General features: G+C 51.8%; 15 protein-coding genes. 10 read left to right on the top strand and 5 right to left on the bottom strand.

Annotation, left to right across the window (positions count from 1 at the left end; genetic code table 11):
* Complete coding sequence (locus M2374_RS01465) at nucleotides 1–1,593, bottom strand: ABC-F family ATPase (RefSeq protein WP_115258984.1); 1,593 nt, start codon at nucleotides 1,591–1,593, stop codon at nucleotides 1–3.
* Nucleotides 1,594–1,818: 225 nt separating this feature from the next.
* On the opposite strand from M2374_RS01465, the gene ldtB reads away from it, so the two are divergent.
* Nucleotides 1,819–2,739 (top strand): L,D-transpeptidase, encoded by a 921-nt coding sequence (ldtB, locus tag M2374_RS01460; protein WP_115258985.1) that lies wholly within the window; start codon nucleotides 1,819–1,821, stop codon nucleotides 2,737–2,739.
* A gap of 90 nt (nucleotides 2,740–2,829) precedes the next feature.
* Here the strand turns inward: ldtB and M2374_RS01455 are convergent, their stop codons facing one another.
* A complete protein-coding gene (locus M2374_RS01455; RefSeq protein ID WP_115258986.1) occupies nucleotides 2,830–3,939 on the bottom strand; it encodes an anion transporter in 1,110 nt (369 codons plus the stop codon).
* Nucleotides 3,936–4,409: a manganese-binding transcriptional regulator MntR gene (mntR, locus tag M2374_RS01450; RefSeq protein WP_096757747.1), complete on the bottom strand. Its 474-nt coding sequence runs from the start codon at nucleotides 4,407–4,409 to the stop codon at nucleotides 3,936–3,938. Before mntR ends, M2374_RS01455 begins: the two co-directional genes overlap by 4 nt.
* A gap of 186 nt (nucleotides 4,410–4,595) precedes the next feature.
* Here mntR and mntS point away from each other — a divergent pair, with 186 nt between their 5' ends.
* Nucleotides 4,596–4,724 carry a manganase accumulation protein MntS gene (gene mntS, locus M2374_RS01445; protein ID WP_096757748.1) on the top strand — a complete coding sequence of 43 codons (129 nt, stop codon included), beginning with the start codon at nucleotides 4,596–4,598 and terminating at the stop codon, nucleotides 4,722–4,724.
* 277 nt (nucleotides 4,725–5,001) lie between these two features.
* On the top strand, nucleotides 5,002–6,588 hold the full coding sequence (locus M2374_RS01440) for a phosphoethanolamine transferase (protein WP_137362404.1): 1,587 nt from the start codon (nucleotides 5,002–5,004) through the stop codon (nucleotides 6,586–6,588).
* 64 nt (nucleotides 6,589–6,652) lie between these two features.
* On the opposite strand, the gene ompX is transcribed toward M2374_RS01440, so the two are convergent.
* Entirely contained in the window at nucleotides 6,653–7,168 is a 516-nt protein-coding gene (gene ompX / locus M2374_RS01435) for an outer membrane protein OmpX (protein ID WP_096757749.1), read from the bottom strand.
* A gap of 343 nt (nucleotides 7,169–7,511) precedes the next feature.
* Between ompX and rhtA the strand changes: the two genes are divergently transcribed.
* The 6 genes from rhtA to ybiO all read left to right on the top strand — a co-directional run bounded on the left by rhtA (nucleotide 7,512) and on the right by ybiO (nucleotide 14,189).
* On the top strand, nucleotides 7,512–8,399 hold the full coding sequence (rhtA, locus tag M2374_RS01430; protein ID WP_096757750.1) for a threonine/homoserine exporter RhtA: 888 nt from the start codon (nucleotides 7,512–7,514) through the stop codon (nucleotides 8,397–8,399).
* A 305-nt stretch (nucleotides 8,400–8,704) separates the two neighbouring features.
* On the top strand, nucleotides 8,705–9,208 hold the full coding sequence (gene dps, locus M2374_RS01425) for a DNA starvation/stationary phase protection protein Dps (RefSeq protein WP_181688338.1): 504 nt from the start codon (nucleotides 8,705–8,707) through the stop codon (nucleotides 9,206–9,208).
* 365 nt (nucleotides 9,209–9,573) lie between these two features.
* Nucleotides 9,574–10,320 (top strand): glutamine ABC transporter substrate-binding protein GlnH, encoded by a 747-nt coding sequence (gene glnH, locus M2374_RS01420; RefSeq protein ID WP_096757752.1) that lies wholly within the window; start codon nucleotides 9,574–9,576, stop codon nucleotides 10,318–10,320.
* A 137-nt stretch (nucleotides 10,321–10,457) separates the two neighbouring features.
* A complete protein-coding gene (gene glnP, locus M2374_RS01415; RefSeq protein WP_096757753.1) occupies nucleotides 10,458–11,117 on the top strand; it encodes a glutamine ABC transporter permease GlnP in 660 nt (219 codons plus the stop codon).
* Nucleotides 11,114–11,836, top strand: coding sequence for a glutamine ABC transporter ATP-binding protein GlnQ (gene glnQ / locus M2374_RS01410; protein WP_115258988.1), 723 nt, complete (start codon nucleotides 11,114–11,116; stop codon nucleotides 11,834–11,836). Before glnP ends, glnQ begins: the two co-directional genes overlap by 4 nt.
* Before the next feature lie 118 nt (nucleotides 11,837–11,954).
* Complete coding sequence (gene ybiO, locus M2374_RS01405) at nucleotides 11,955–14,189, top strand: mechanosensitive channel protein (RefSeq protein ID WP_117341676.1); 2,235 nt, start codon at nucleotides 11,955–11,957, stop codon at nucleotides 14,187–14,189.
* Here the strand turns inward: ybiO and rlmF are convergent.
* Nucleotides 14,186–15,112 carry a 23S rRNA (adenine(1618)-N(6))-methyltransferase RlmF gene (gene rlmF / locus M2374_RS01400; RefSeq protein ID WP_181688339.1) on the bottom strand — a complete coding sequence of 309 codons (927 nt, stop codon included), beginning with the start codon at nucleotides 15,110–15,112 and terminating at the stop codon, nucleotides 14,186–14,188. The genes ybiO and rlmF overlap by 4 nt on opposite strands.
* A 211-nt stretch (nucleotides 15,113–15,323) precedes the next feature.
* Between rlmF and mcbA the strand changes: the two genes are divergently transcribed.
* Entirely contained in the window at nucleotides 15,324–15,584 is a 261-nt protein-coding gene (gene mcbA, locus M2374_RS01395) for a DUF1471 family periplasmic protein McbA (protein WP_096757757.1), read from the top strand.
* Nucleotides 15,585–15,658: the final 74 nt, after the last annotated feature.

The following is a 15,658-nucleotide window of genomic DNA, read 5'->3' as shown; positions in this document are numbered from 1 at the left end:
TTATTCGACGCCTTTGCTACGCAGATAGTCTTCGTAGTTACCGGTGAAGTCGATCACGCGTTCCGGCGTAATCTCAATCACGCGGGTGGCCAGCGAGCTGACGAATTCGCGGTCGTGAGAAACAAAGATCAGCGTGCCCTGATACATTTCCAGCGCCATGTTCAGCGATTCGATAGATTCCATATCCAGGTGGTTGGTAGGTTCATCCATCACCAGAATATTCGGTTTCTGCATCATCAGCTTACCGAACAGCATGCGCCCTTTTTCACCACCGGACAGCACTTTAGCAGGCTTTTTGATATCGTCCTGGCTGAACAGCAGACGACCAAGGAAGCTGCGAACAACCTGCTCGTCATCGCCTTCTTGTTTCCACTGGCTCATCCATTCGAAAACGGTCATATCGTTTTCGAACTCATATTCGTGATCCTGCGCGTAGTAGCCGATTTGCGCATTCTCAGACCACTTAACGGTGCCATTATCCGGCTCCATGTCGCCGACCAGCACTTTCAGCATGGTCGATTTACCCACGCCGTTAGCCCCGATGATGGCAACCTTTTCGCCCACTTCCAACAGCAGATTGAAGTTTTTAAACAGCGGGCCGTTATCAAAACCTTTGGTCAGTGCTTCGACTTCCAGCGCGTTACGGAACAGTTTCTTATCCTGTTCGAAACGGATAAACGGGTTCTGACGGCTGGATGCTTTCACTTCGTCGAGCTTGATTTTATCAATCTGACGCGCACGAGAAGTCGCCTGACGAGATTTCGAGGCGTTGGCGCTAAAGCGGCTGACGAAGGATTGCAGATCGGCAATTTGCGCTTTTTTCTTGGCGTTATCGGCCAACAGACGCTCACGTGCCTGGGTTGCTGCCGTCATGTATTCATCATAGTTACCCGGATAAACACGCAGCTCACCGTAGTCCAGATCCGCCATATGCGTACAGACCATGTTCAGGAAGTGACGGTCGTGCGAAATGATGATCATGGTGCTGTCACGCTCGTTCAGCGTCTGCTCCAGCCAACGAATGGTATCAATGTCCAGGTTGTTGGTCGGTTCATCGAGCAGCAGGATGTCCGGGTTAGAGAACAGCGCCTGCGCCAGCAGCACACGCAGCTTCCAGCCTGGTGCCACTTCGCTCATCGGACCGTAATGTTGTTCTACCGGAATACCGACGCCCAGCAGCAGTTCACCGGCGCGGGACTCCGCCGAATAGCCGTCCATCTCGCCGTATTTAACTTCAAGATCGGCAACTTTGTAGCCGTCTTCTTCGCTCATTTCCGGCAGCGCATAGATACGGTCACGTTCCTGTTTCACTTCCCACAGTTCAGCGTGACCCATAATAACGGTGTCCAGAACGGTGAACTCTTCAAAAGCGAACTGATCCTGACGCAGCTTACCAATGCGTTCGTTCGGATCGAGGGAAACGTTACCCAGCGTCGGTTCGAGGTCGCCGCCGAGAATTTTCATAAAAGTGGATTTACCGCTACCGTTGGCGCCAATCAGGCCGTAACGGTTGCCGCCGCCAAATTTGACGGAAATATTTTCAAACAGCGGCTTACTGCCGAACTGCATGGTGACGTTGCTGGAAACTAACACTGGCGTATCCTGAAAGAAGAAATATGTGACGAACCGCTTATTATGCCATAAGTCTGGAATAAGATCGCGCCTCTCGTGCGTGAGGGTTAAAGTGAAAGCAAAGGGAAAAAAATGTGATTTAGTACACATCCGAATTCCTTGTTGCTCCGAATGCACATATAATGCGTGCCCAACACTACATAAATCTCAACCCACTAGCCTGCTTGGCTTCAGAATCTCGCAAAAATGAATATGAAATTGACAACGCTTTTCGCGGCGGCGCTCGCAGTAGTTGGTTTTTGTAACACTGCCTCAGCCGTCACGTACCCGCTGCCTACCGATGGTAGCCGTTTGATTGGCCAGAACCAGGTCATCACCATTCCTGAAGGCAACACCCAACCGCTGGAGTACTATGCGGCTGAATACCAGATGGGTCTGTCCAACATGCTGGAAGCCAACCCGGGCGTGGATACCTTCCTGCCGAAGGGCGGCACCGTGCTGAACATTCCTCAGCAGCTGATCCTGCCGGATACCGTGCATGAAGGTATTGTTATCAACAGCGCTGAAATGCGTCTGTACTACTACCCGAAAGGCACCAACACCGTGATCGTTTTACCGATTGGTATCGGCCAGTTAGGTAAAGACACGCCGGTTAACTGGACCACCAAAGTTGAACGTAAGAAAGCCGGTCCGACCTGGACGCCAACCGCCAAGATGCACGCAGAATACCGCGCTGCGGGCGAACCGCTGCCAGCCGTTGTTCCGGCCGGTCCGGATAACCCGATGGGTCTGTACGCACTGTATATCGGTCGCCTGTATGCCATCCACGGGACCAACGCGAACTTCGGTGTTGGCTTACGCGTCAGCCACGGCTGCGTGCGTCTGCGTAATGAAGATATCAAGTTCCTGTTTGAAAACGTTCCAGTCGGCACGCGCGTCCAGTTTATCGATGAACCGGTAAAAGCGACGACCGAGCCAGACGGCAGTCGCTATATTGAGGTGCATAACCCACTGTCTACTACCGAAGAACAGTTCGAAGGCGGGGAAATCGTACCGATTACGCTGACCAAGAGCATTAAGAGCATCACCGCTCAGCCGGATGTCGACCAGGCCGTCGTTGAGCAGGCAGTCCAGAACCGTTCTGGTATGCCGGTTCGTCTGAACTAAGCATCAAAAAATGCCGGATGGCGGCTGTCGCCTTATCCGGCCTACAGATTAAGTAGGCCCGATAAGCGCTAGCGCCATCGGGCATAATCCTCACATCATCTGCAGCAAACCATATCCCACCAGCGCCGCCCAGATCAGCATCGGTACCGAATACCAATGAAAACGCCACCAGATCCGTCGATCGTTTGCCATGCGTAAGGCAATAAGGTTCGCCAGCGATCCCGGTAACAGTCCAAAACCACCAATATTGACCGCCCAAGCCAGCAATACCGTTGGCGGGACGTAGTTCAGCAGCAAAATAGTGCTGGGCACATTACTGATAAATTGCGACAGGCCGATTGCCGTCAACCATAGACCGGGTTGCGAAAGCGTACCAACGTGGCCCGAAATGCCCCCGAGTACAGGTAACTGTGTCAACAGATGCACATCGATAAACATCGCCATAAACACCAGCAGCAGCGTCCAGTCCACACTTAAGATCACACGGCGAGCCAGCACCATAAAGCCCGCAGCGACAATCCCTAGCCCCCAAAGCTCAAGCTTGAGTTCCAGCGCCGTTAAAAAGACCAGATACAATGCCAGGCAACTCCAAACCAGTCGGGGTTGCCAGTCAGGTGCAGACGTGCCGGTATGATAGTGCAACGCTTTACGCGGAAAACTAAACCAGCACAGCGCCACCAGCGTTAGCATCATCGCACCGGCTAGCGGCGCCATTTGCCAGGTAAACGCGGTAAATGACAGCCCGGATCGCCCCCACATCAGGATGTTCTGCGGATTACCGATCGGCGTCAGCAGCGATCCAGCGTTGACCGCCAGTGCCTCAAAAATAATCAGACGATTCACCGGGATCGCGCACAGTTTTTTCAGGGTGATGGTGAGCGGAACCACAATAAACAGGGCAACATCGTTGGTAAGAAACGTCGACAGTAACGCCGCCGCCAGCACCATAAATATCGCCAGCTGACGTTCTGTTTTAAAGCGGCGGGTCATCTTGCGGCCTAGCACATCAAAATAACCGCTTAGCTCCACACCTTTGGTCAGAAGCATCAGCCCTGCGAGCGTAATAATCGTGTGCCAGTCAATGGCCCCCGGCCAGTTCCGGGGCGCAAACGGCGCGAACAGACTCAGTACACACCCGGTAATAATGAGTAGCTGGAAAAAACGATCGCGCTGCAATGCGCGTAATAAAGGAAAACTCATTCAGAGTCGGTGCCTTGCTGTTGGGTAAACCGGCTAAACGCCTCCAGCGTTTCCTTGCTCACGTGGTGTTCCATCCCTTCCGCATCGCGGCGGGCAATTTCCGGGCTGATGCCTAACATTAGCAAGAAATTTTCGACGATCTGATGACGTTCGCGACTCTCCTGCGCCAACTTCTCGCCTTCTGCGGTTAAGAACACCCCGCGCCATGGGATCATTTCAATCAACCCCACAGAAGCAAGACGCTTGAGCATCTTAGCAACGGTGGGCTGGGAAACGCCAAGCCGGGCGGCCATATCCACCTGACGCGCTTCTCCCACCTCAATAATGAGATCGGAAATCAGCTCCACGTAATCATCGATCAGTTCACGTCGGTGTGCCTCCCTGACCTGACGAAACCCTTCAACATGTTCCTCAACATTCACCAATTGCGTCACTTTTTTTGTTGTTGGCATACCTGCGCGACGACTCATTCTGCTTCCTCGTTCCTGTGACGCGTTAACAGCATCTGATTAGAGAACGGCCATTGTAAACCAGAGTTGCTTGGGCACAAAAATTTAACGTTTTAGCAATAGCTATATAATATAGCCTGTGCTATATCTGTATATAATAAAGACATCCCTCAAGGACTGATGGGAATGTGAAGTCAGGAGGTTCATATGAATGAATTCAAGAGGTGTATGCGCGTGTTTAGTCACTCTCCCTTTAAAGTACGGTTAATGCTGATCGCGATGCTGTGCGACATGATCAACGGCAAACCGGAGCAGGATAAACCTTCCGGAAAATAATGCGGCGTCGCGGTACGCCGCTTCTTTTTCCTGCCGTCTCCTCGATACGGTGGTCAGTTTGTCTCCCAATAACCCTTCTTTTTGTCCGTTTTGCCATCCCCTTCGCAAAACATTTTCTTTGTAGTAGTTGACCTTCTCCCGTACACACTCTATCTTTTCGCAGCCCTGCGTATATTGCGGCTCGCAGATGCGGACCTCATCCCTCTTCTCGCTCTCTCAGGCAGGCAATGACCCTTTGCGCCAGGGTAAGCACATGGCGTTTTTGCAACAGTGGCATATGAATTTAACCCTCAAAGATTCGCTTATTGCTCGTAGCCGGGTGCTAAGCCCGTGGACTGGCTTTTATTTCTTACAGTCTCTGCTGATCAACCTCGCACTGGGCTACCCGCTTAGCCTGCTTTATAGCGTCGCCTTTACCTGCATACTGCTGCTGTTGTGGCAATATGCACCGCGCACGCAAAAAACGCTGATCGGCATTTGTTCACTGATTGCAGCAATGTATTTTCCATTTGGTCAGGCTTACGGCTCGCCCAACTTCAATACCCTGCTGGCGCTGCACTCGACCAACATGGAAGAGTCCACCGAAATCCTGACCATCTTCCCCTGGTACAACTACCTGGTTGGCGTGTTTATCTTTGCCCTCGGCGTGCTCGCCGTACGGCGTAAAAAAGTCGCGACGAAACGCCGCTGGAACAAATTCGACAGTCTGTGTTTGCTGGTCAGCATCGTGGCGTTTTTTGTGACGCCGGTGCAAAACCTCGCCTGGGGCGGCGTCTTCAAATTAAAAGATACCGGCTATCCGGTGTTTCGCTTTGCCAAGGACGTTATCGTCAATAATTACGAGGTTCTTGATGAACAAGACCGCATGGCGAAGCTGGCGAGCGTTAAAGACACCTGGACTGTGACGGCGGTGAAACCTAAGTACCACACCTATGTCGTGGTGATTGGTGAAAGCGCCCGTCGTGATGCGCTAGGCGCGTTTGGCGGCCACTGGGACAACACACCGTTTGCCAGCAGCGTTAACGGCTATATTTTTGCAGATTACATCGCGGCCAGCGGATCAACGCAGAAATCACTTGGCTTAACGCTGAATCGGGTGGTCGATGATAAGCCGCAGTTCCAGGATAACTTTGTCACCCTCGCCAACCGCGCCGGATTCCAGACATGGTGGTTCTCTAACCAGGGACAGATCGGTGAATACGATACGGCAATCGCCAGTATCGCCAAACGCGCTGACGAAGTTCATTTCCTGAAAAACGGTGACTTCGAAGCCGATAAGAACACCCGCGATGAAGCGCTGTTGAAGATGACTGCTCAGGTGTTAGAAACGGAACGAACTCAACCCCAGCTCATCGTGCTGCACTTGATGGGTTCGCATCCGCAGGCCTGCGATCGTACCCAGGGAAAATACGAGACCTTCGTTCAGTCGAGAGAGACATCGTGTTATCTGTACACCATGAAGCAGACCGACGACCTGCTGCGCCAGCTCTACGATCAGCTGCGTAACAGCGGCGACAGCTTCTCGATGGTTTACTTCTCCGATCATGGGCTCGCCTTTAAAGAACGCGGTAAAGAAGTGCAGTATTTGGCACACGACGATCAGTTCCAGCAGAATTTCCAGGTGCCGTTTATGGTGATATCCAGCGACGATAAAGCACACCGAGTGATTAAAGCCCGTCGTTCCGCGAATGACTTCCTGAGCTTTTTCTCGCAGTGGACCGGGATCAGCGCGAAAGAAATTACCAACCGCTACCGCTTTATCTCGGAGAAAAAAGCCGGACCGGTGTATATCACCAACTTTAAATTACAGAAGGTGGACTACAACCATCTTGGTACCGATATCTTCGAGACCAAATCACGCTAACCGTGCAAATCACAGACAAAAAAAATCCGCCCCTCGAGGCGGATTTTTCATATCACCGAAGTGATTAGAAGCGGTAACCCACGCCAGCTATCCAGGTGCCAACGTCAACGCTACGAATACGGCTCTGCTCGTAAGAGAAGTCCAGAGCAACGTTTTCGATCGGGTTGAACTGCAGGCCCGCACCGTAAGAGAAACCGTAGTCGCTGGTGCTGTGGTTGTCAGCAGGAGATGCTGCGTTCTGGAATTTACCGTAGCCAACACCAACAACGCCGTAGATGCTTGCCCAGTCGTTCAGACGGTAAGCAGGACCTGCAGTGATGCCGTAGTATTGGGTTTTGTTGTAGTCGCCAGAAGCATCGGTACGATCTTTTTCAGTGTAAGTGAAAGAACCGATTACGCCCAGCGGGTTGTTGTCCTGCTCGTAGCGATACTTCAGGTTAAAACCGTTCATTTTGTTCGCAGCGCCCTGAGCATCGCTCTGAGCATAACCACCGGTCACGGTAGAAGTAGACGCAACAGCGGAACCTGCGGAGAAAGCCAGAACAGCGGCCAGTGCTGAAAGACATGCAATTTTTTTCATAACCACCTCAAATGTGCTTCAAGTAAATCTTAAGTTTTAAATATACCAAAAATTGATGGGAAACTCTTTGCGATTAGCGATGTCTAACGGGGGTTTTCATGTAACAGAACATTTCAAACACCCACTATCTCTTTCAATTAACATCACTTTTATAACGAATAATGCCATTATTGCGCGCACAATACGGCACATTCATCCGGAAAATTCCTAATCACGCAGATTATTAATCCATCACTTTCAGGCCATTGTACGGATCTGTGCAGTTTTTTTTTCAACGAATACTCAACCACCTGCGTGTATTTCCAGTACACTCGCTCTTTTACTTAAATTGACAGGAGAAAGGATGCTGGGGTCGTCACGTAAAACGCCAGTCTGGTTACCTATTTTGGTTCTGCTGATTGCAATGTCCTCTATACAAAGCGGGGCATCACTGGCGAAGTCGCTATTCCCTGTTGTCGGCGCACCAGGCGTTACCGCGCTACGTCTGGCACTGGGAACGCTAATCCTCATCGCATTCTTTAAACCCTGGCGGTTACGCTTTGCCAAAGAGCAGCGTCTTCCTCTGCTGTTTTATGGTCTGTCGCTGGGTGGGATGAACTATCTCTTCTACCTGTCGATTCAGACCGTCCCGCTCGGTATTGCCGTGGCGCTGGAGTTCACCGGACCGCTGGCAGTCGCGCTGTTCTCTTCCCGACGCCCAGTGGATTTCATTTGGGTCGCACTGGCCGTACTCGGGCTCTGGTTCCTGCTGCCGTTGGGTCAGGACGTGTCGCACGTCGACTTAACCGGAGCCGCGTTGGCGCTGGGCGCAGGTGCCTGCTGGGCAGTCTATATTCTTACTGGCCAGCGTGCTGGTGAAGAGCATGGCCCGGCAACCGTGGCGGTAGGGTCGCTGATTGCAGCGATCATTTTCGTGCCGCTGGGCGCGATTCAGGCCGGAGATGCGCTGTGGCACTGGTCGATTCTGCCATTGGGCTTAGCGGTCGCCGTCCTCTCTACGGCGCTGCCCTATTCGCTGGAAATGATCGCCTTAACGCGCCTGCCTACGCGCACTTTTGGCACGCTGATGAGCATGGAGCCTGCGCTGGCGGCTGTTTCCGGCATGATCTTCCTCGGAGAAACGCTGACGATGGTACAAATGCTGGCGCTGGGAGCCATTATTGCCGCGTCAATGGGCTCTACGCTCACCATCCGTAAAGAGCCACAAATTAAGCAACTTGACGTGAATTAACCTGCCGTTATTCTGCATGGTTTGCATAATCATGCAGAATAACCTTTTGTTTATCTCAGTGATTATTATTCTTATACCGCCATTGTTTCTCAACTCCTATTTCCTACGAATATAAACATCCAGAAAAAATAGCTGACAACAGATTACAATTGCACTTATGCATATGATCCAATTGAATATTTATATTTCCCCATCCTGTTCACTATTAAAGTGATAGGTAAGGCCAGAAAATTAAAACTAATTTTAGGTCTATACTTACTCTCGTTGAATGACCTGGAACATAGATATCAAGAGGATATGAGATTATGAGTACCGCAAAACTGGTAAAAACAAAAGCATCCCCCCTTCTTTATACCCGTAACGATGTATCCGACAGTGATAAGAAAGCGACCGTGGAGCTGTTGAATGAGCAGGTGATCCAGTTCATCGACCTGTCACTCATCACCAAACAAGCGCACTGGAACATGCGCGGCGCTAATTTTATTGCCGTACATGAAATGCTGGATGGCTTTCGTACCGCGTTAACCGACCACCTCGACACCATGGCCGAGCGCGCCGTGCAGTTAGGTGGCGTAGCGCTGGGGACAACGCAGGTTATTAACAGCAAAACGTCGCTGAAAAGTTACCCGCTGGATATTCACAGCGTGCAGGATCACTTAAAAGAGCTGGCTGAACGCTATGCCGTGGTCGCTAACAGCGTGCGTAAAGCTATTAGTGAAGCCAAAGATGAAGATACCGCCGATATTTTCACCGCTGCGTCACGCGATCTCGACAAATTCTTGTGGTTTATCGAAGCCAACATCGAATAACGGTCATGATAAGAAATTCCTATATAACCCTCGCTCCGGCGGGGGTTTTGCACTTTTTTAGTGCATAACATTGATCGATTATCACTGTAAAGTAAAATATTTGTAATAATCACCTCACACAATCGTTAACGAAAGATTGTTTTATCAACAATTTTTACGCTAAATAGTCATATCGTTTGTGCCGCCCCCTTCACGCACCAAATGAGTGCCCCGAAACGGTGCAGGCTGCCCACTTTGCCCTACTTATTGTGCAGCAAAACGTAACACCTTCTTGTTAAAACAATAAGTTGCAAAATTGGCACGATTATTTCATTAAGACATATGTTCTCGCAGGGGATCGCCCCGTGGATATAAAAGGAAATCCTATGAAGTCTGTATTAAAAGTTTCACTGGCTGCACTTACCCTGGCTTTTGCGGTGTCTTCTCATGCCGCGGATAAGAAACTCGTTGTCGCAACTGACACCGCTTTTGTTCCGTTTGAATTCAAGCAGGGTGACAAATACGTCGGTTTTGATGTGGATCTGTGGGCTGCCGTGGCCAAAGAGCTGAAGCTGGATTATGAACTGAAACCGATGGATTTCAGCGGCATCATCCCTGCGCTGCAAACCAAAAATATCGATTTGGCGCTGGCAGGTATCACCATCACCGAAGAACGTAAAAAAGCGATCGACTTCTCTGACGGCTACTACAAAAGCGGCCTGTTAGTGATGGTTAAAGCTAACAATAACGACGTGAAAAGCGTGAAAGATCTGGATGGCAAAGTGGTTGCGGTTAAAGGCGGAACCGGTTCTGTCGATTACGCGAAAGCAAACATCAAAACCAAAGATCTGCGTCAGTTCCCGAACATCGATAACGCGTATATGGAACTGGGCACTAACCGCGCAGATGCCGTCCTGCACGACACACCAAACATTCTTTACTTCATCAAAACTGCGGGCAACGGCCAGTTCAAAGCCGTAGGCGATTCTCTGGAAGCCCAACAGTACGGTATTGCCTTCCCGAAAGGCAGCGACGAACTGCGTGAGAAAGTGAACGGCGCGCTGAAAACGCTGAAAGAGAACGGCACATACAACGAAATCTACAAAAAATGGTTCGGTACTGAACCTAAATAATAACTCGCGATGTTGCCCGGTAGCGCGAAGCTTACCGGGCCTACACCAGCAGATTTGAGACCTGTAGGCCGGATAAGCCTGGCGCATCCGGCAAAACAGGCATTTGAATATTTACACCACGGTAACAGGAACGACATATGCAGTTTGACTGGAGTGCCATTTGGCCCGCCATTCCGCTCTTGATTGAAGGCGCCAAAATGACCCTGTGGATTTCGGTCCTCGGTCTGGCTGGCGGCCTGGTAATCGGGCTGGCAGCAGGTTTTGCACGTACCTTCGGCGGTTGGATAGCCAACCACGTTGCGCTGGTATTTATCGAAGTCATCCGCGGCACCCCCATTGTTGTGCAGGTGATGTTTATTTACTTCGCCCTGCCGATGGCGTTTAACGACTTACGCATTGATCCTTTCAGCGCCGCCGTCGTCACCATCATGATTAACTCCGGTGCCTACATCGCGGAAATCACCCGTGGCGCAGTGCTCTCAATTCATAAAGGTTTCAGCGAAGCCGGGCTGGCGCTGGGTCTCTCACGCACAGAGACTATTCGTCACGTCATTTTACCGCTCGCGCTGCGTCGTATGCTGCCACCGCTGGGTAACCAGTGGATCATCAGCATTAAAGATACCTCACTGTTTATTGTCATTGGCGTCGCTGAACTGACCCGTCAGGGTCAGGAAATCATTGCCGGTAACTTCCGCGCACTGGAAATCTGGAGCGCCGTTGCGGTGTTCTATCTGATTATTACGCTGGTGCTGAGCTTCGTTCTGCGTCGTCTGGAAAGAAGGATGAAAATCCTGTGATTGAATTTAAAAACGTCTCTAAGCATTTTGGTCCTACCCAGGTGCTGCATAACATCGATCTGAATATTGGTCAGGGCGAAGTCGTGGTGATTATCGGGCCTTCCGGCTCCGGTAAGTCGACCCTGCTGCGCTGCATTAACAAGCTGGAAGAGATAACCTCCGGCGAACTGATTGTCGATGGTCTGAAGGTCAACGATCCGAAGGTCGACGAGCGGTTAATACGCCAGGAAGCCGGGATGGTATTCCAGCAGTTCTATCTGTTCCCACACCTGACCGCGCTGGAGAATGTCATGTTTGGGCCGCTGCGCGTGCGCGGGGCGAAGAAAGATCAGGCTGAGAAACAGGCCAAAGAGTTACTGGCTAAAGTGGGCCTCGCCGAGCGTGCGCATCACTACCCTTCTGAGCTTTCAGGCGGCCAGCAACAGCGTGTGGCGATCGCCCGTGCGCTGGCGGTGAAGCCAAAAATGATGCTGTTTGATGAGCCGACCTCAGCCCTTGACCCGGAACTGCGTCACGAAGTGCTGAAAGTCATGCAGGATCTGGCGGAAGAAGGTATGACGATGGTGATTGTGACCCACGAAATCGGCTTTGCCGAAAAAGTGGCCTCACGCCTGATCTTCATTGATAAGGGCCGTATTGCCGAAGACGGTAATCCGCAAACCTTGATTGAAAATCCGCCCAGCCAGCGTCTGCAGGAATTTTTACAGCACGTTTCCTGATGCTGACACCTCCCTTCTCCCCGAAGGGAGGTTCTCCCCCAGAATGTTCTGATTTCATGACCCTCCCGTCCGGGCATCTATACTTATCCTTTTGTGTTTGTTTCTCATGGGAGGAGTCATGCGGTGGATCTTATTCATCTGTTTTTTTCTACTGAGCGTCCCCGTTCAGGCGGTCACGATACCCGGCGTAACGTCCACCGCCTCCGCCAGCCCGCCAGCGGAGCCCGCTGCTGAACCTGACGTTGAGCAAAAAAAAGCCGCCTACGGTGCCCTGGCAGACGTGCTGGAGAATAATGCCTCACGCCAGGAGTTGATAGGTCAACTGCGTAAAGTAGCGGCAACGCCGCCTCCTGAACCGGTCCCCACTATCGTCCCTCCCACGCTGACGGAAGAAAAAACGGTACTCGAGAACGTGACCGATGTCAGTCGCCACTACGGGGAAGCTCTCTCCAGCCGATTCGCCCAGCTTTATCGCAATATCACCGACGCTCCGCACAAAACTTTTAATCCGCAATCGTTCACCAATGCCCTGACTCACTTTTTTATGCTGGCGGTATCCGTGTTCGGATTTTACTGGTTGGTACGCTTATGTGCGTTGCCGCTGTATCGCAAAATGGGGCAATGGGCGCGGCAAAAAAATCGTGACCGCAGCAACTGGTTACAGCTTCCCGCCATGATTATTGGCGCATTCATCATCGATTTATTGCTGCTGGCCCTGACGCTGTTTGTTGGGCAGATCTTAAGCGATCGCATGAACGCCGGCAGCCGCACCATCGCTTTCCAGCAAAGTTTGTTTCTTAATGCCTTCGCGTTGATTGAGTTCTTTAAGGCCATTTTACGCCTGATATTTTGCCCGACAGTGGCCGAGTTGCGTCCGTTCAACATTCAGACTGCAAGCGCACGCTACTGGAATCGTCGCCTGAGCTCACTCAGCAGCCTGATTGGCTACGGGCTGATCGTGGTGGTGCCCATCGTCTCGAATCAGGTCAATGTACAGGTTGGCGCCATGGCTAACGTCATCATCATGCTATGCATTACGCTGTGGGCGCTGTATCTGATCTTCAGGAACAAGAAAGAGATCACCGAGCATTTGCAGAGTCTGGCAGAAAGGTCGCTGGCTTTTTTCAGCCTGTTTATCCGCGCCTTTGCGCTGGTTTGGCACTGGCTGGCCAGCGCCTATTTCATCGTGCTGTTTTTCTTCTCGCTGTTTGATCCGGGCAACAGCCTGAAGTTTATGATGGGAGCAACGCTGCGCAGCCTGGTGATTATCGGCATCGCCGCCTTTATTTCTGGCATGTTTTCCCGCTGGATCGCCAAAACCATTACGCTTTCACCACACACCCAGCGCAGTTATCCGGAATTGCAAAAACGCCTGAATGGTTGGCTGTCGACGGCGTTAAGCATCGCGCGGATCCTGACGGTCTGTGTCGCCATCATGTTGCTGCTCAACGCCTGGGGGCTGTTCGACTTCTGGAACTGGCTGCATTACGGCGCGGGAGAAAAAACGGTGGATATTCTGATCCGTATCGCGCTGATTTTATTCTTCTCCGCTATCGGCTGGACCCTGCTCGCCAGCCTGATTGAAAACCGCCTGACCTCGGATATCCACGGCCGGCCCCTGCCCAGCGCACGTACCCGTACACTGTTGACACTGTTTCGCAACGCGCTGGCGGTGATTATCAGCACCATCACTATCATGATCGTGTTGTCGGAAATTGGGGTCAATATTGCCCCGTTACTGGCAGGCGCGGGCGCGCTGGGGCTGGCTATCTCCTTCGGCTCGCAGACGCTGGTAAAAGATATTATTACCGGGATCTTTATCCAGTTTGAAAATGGCATGAACACCGGTGATTTGGTCACCATCGGTCCGCTAACCGGCACGGTTGAACGCATGTCGATTCGCTCAGTCGGTGTGCGCCAGGACACCGGGGCGTACCATATTATCCCGTGGTCATCGATAACCACCTTCGCCAACTTTGTACGGGGTATTGGATCGGTCGTCGCCAATTACGACGTGGACCGCCATGAGGATGCCGATAAAGCCAATCAGGCGTTGAAGGATGCCGTTACGGCGGTGATGGAACGAGAAGATATTCGCGGATTCATTATTGGCGAGCCGTCATTCGCGGGCATTGTCGGGTTAACCAATACGGCGTTTACGCTGCGGGTGTCGTTCACCACCTTACCGCTGAAGCAGTGGGCGGTACGCTTTGCGCTCGACAGTCAGGTGAAAAAATACTTTGATTTGGCCAACGTGCGCGCGCCGGTACAGACCTACCAGGTTTTGCCCGCACCGGTGAATGGCCCCACGGCAGCAGCCGATCCGCTGCCGCCGACAGAACCGACGATTTAGCGCTGACGCGCCATAAAACGGCGACGCTGATCGTTATCCATAAAGGTCCAGGCAATAAAGCGGCTGTGCTTTTGCCCCTGGGCCATTTCTTTTTTGACCACTTTCACCGCACCCACATCCGTCAGGGCGTGGTACAGCGGTGGCAGATTTTCACCGCGTGAAACCAGCGTGGTGAACCACATCACCTGGCGACCAAAGGCCTGGCTTTCGGCGATCATTTTTTTGATAAACGCCACTTCGCCACCTTCACACCAGAGCTCCTCCTGTTTCCCACCAAAGTTCAGCGCATCGTCTTTGTCCTGTCCCAGGTTACGACGTTTACGCTCACTTCCGGCGCGGGCAGAAGCCGCTGAATCATGGAACGGCGGATTGCACAGTGTCGCTTCGAACTGTTCATTCTTATGAATAATTCCGTTGAAGATAGACGACAAATCTTTCTGACGGCGCAGGCGAATAGCACGGGTTAACCCCGGATTGCCGTTAACGATCGCCAGTGCGCTACTCAATGCTTCCTGGCTGGTCTCACTGCCGGTAAACCGCCAGCCATATTCGTGCACGCCAATCAGCGGATAAATACAGTTTGCCCCAACGCCGACGTCCAGCACGCTCACATTCGCCGGGATAGTTCCCGTCGTTTCGCCCAACAGATCGGCCAGATGATGAATGTAATCCGCCCGACCCGGTACCGGTGGGCACAGGTAACCTTGCGGAATATCCCAATTAGCCACCGCATAGTAATGCGCCAGCAGGGCTTTATTCAGCGTCTTCACAGCCAATGGGTTAGCAAAATCAACGCTCTGCTCGCCGCCTGGCGTAATAGTGAGGAATTGCGTCAATTCGGGCGTAACCTGGCATAACGTGGCAAGATCGTAACGGCCATTGTGGCGGTTGCGTGGGTGTAATCCCGGTTTCTGGGGGGGCATAACATTCTCCTATTAACAGCGGCGTAAGATACCCGCATAACGCCACGCGGTAAACACGCACGGCACGGAAAATCGATAATTTGTGCCGGATTTCCACAAAACAAATCGTTCAAAAAACACTCAGCTGTCCATCAATTTTTTGCGGTAAACGTCCGGCAATGACGTCCTAAACTTATCAGGCACTACCCGTTGTTTCTCAGAGGATATCATTATGAAGAAATGCCTCACACTCCTTGCCGCTACCGTACTCACCGGCATGACATTTGCGTCTTTTGCTGCACCGCCTAACACCAGTCCTGCCACCGGTCCGCTACAGGCCTCCGGAACTGTGTCGGCTACCGGCGCATCAAGCCTGACCGATCTTGAAGACAAGCTGGCGGAAAAAGCGAAAGAGCAAGGCGCAAAAGGCTTTGTGGTTAATGCTGCTGGCGGTAAAAATCAGATGTACGGTACCGCAACTATCTACAAGTAATCTCCCTCAGCCTAACTGCATTCGTCCTGAATGCAGTTTTCTTTTTTGCTCTCCGTACTCCCTGCACAATTTGT

Source organism: Citrobacter sp. JUb117 (genome assembly GCF_024809055.1).
GTDB classification, from domain to species: Bacteria; Pseudomonadota; Gammaproteobacteria; order Enterobacterales; family Enterobacteriaceae; genus Citrobacter; species Citrobacter gillenii.
This window is presented reverse-complemented; position numbering and strand designations above follow the sequence as displayed.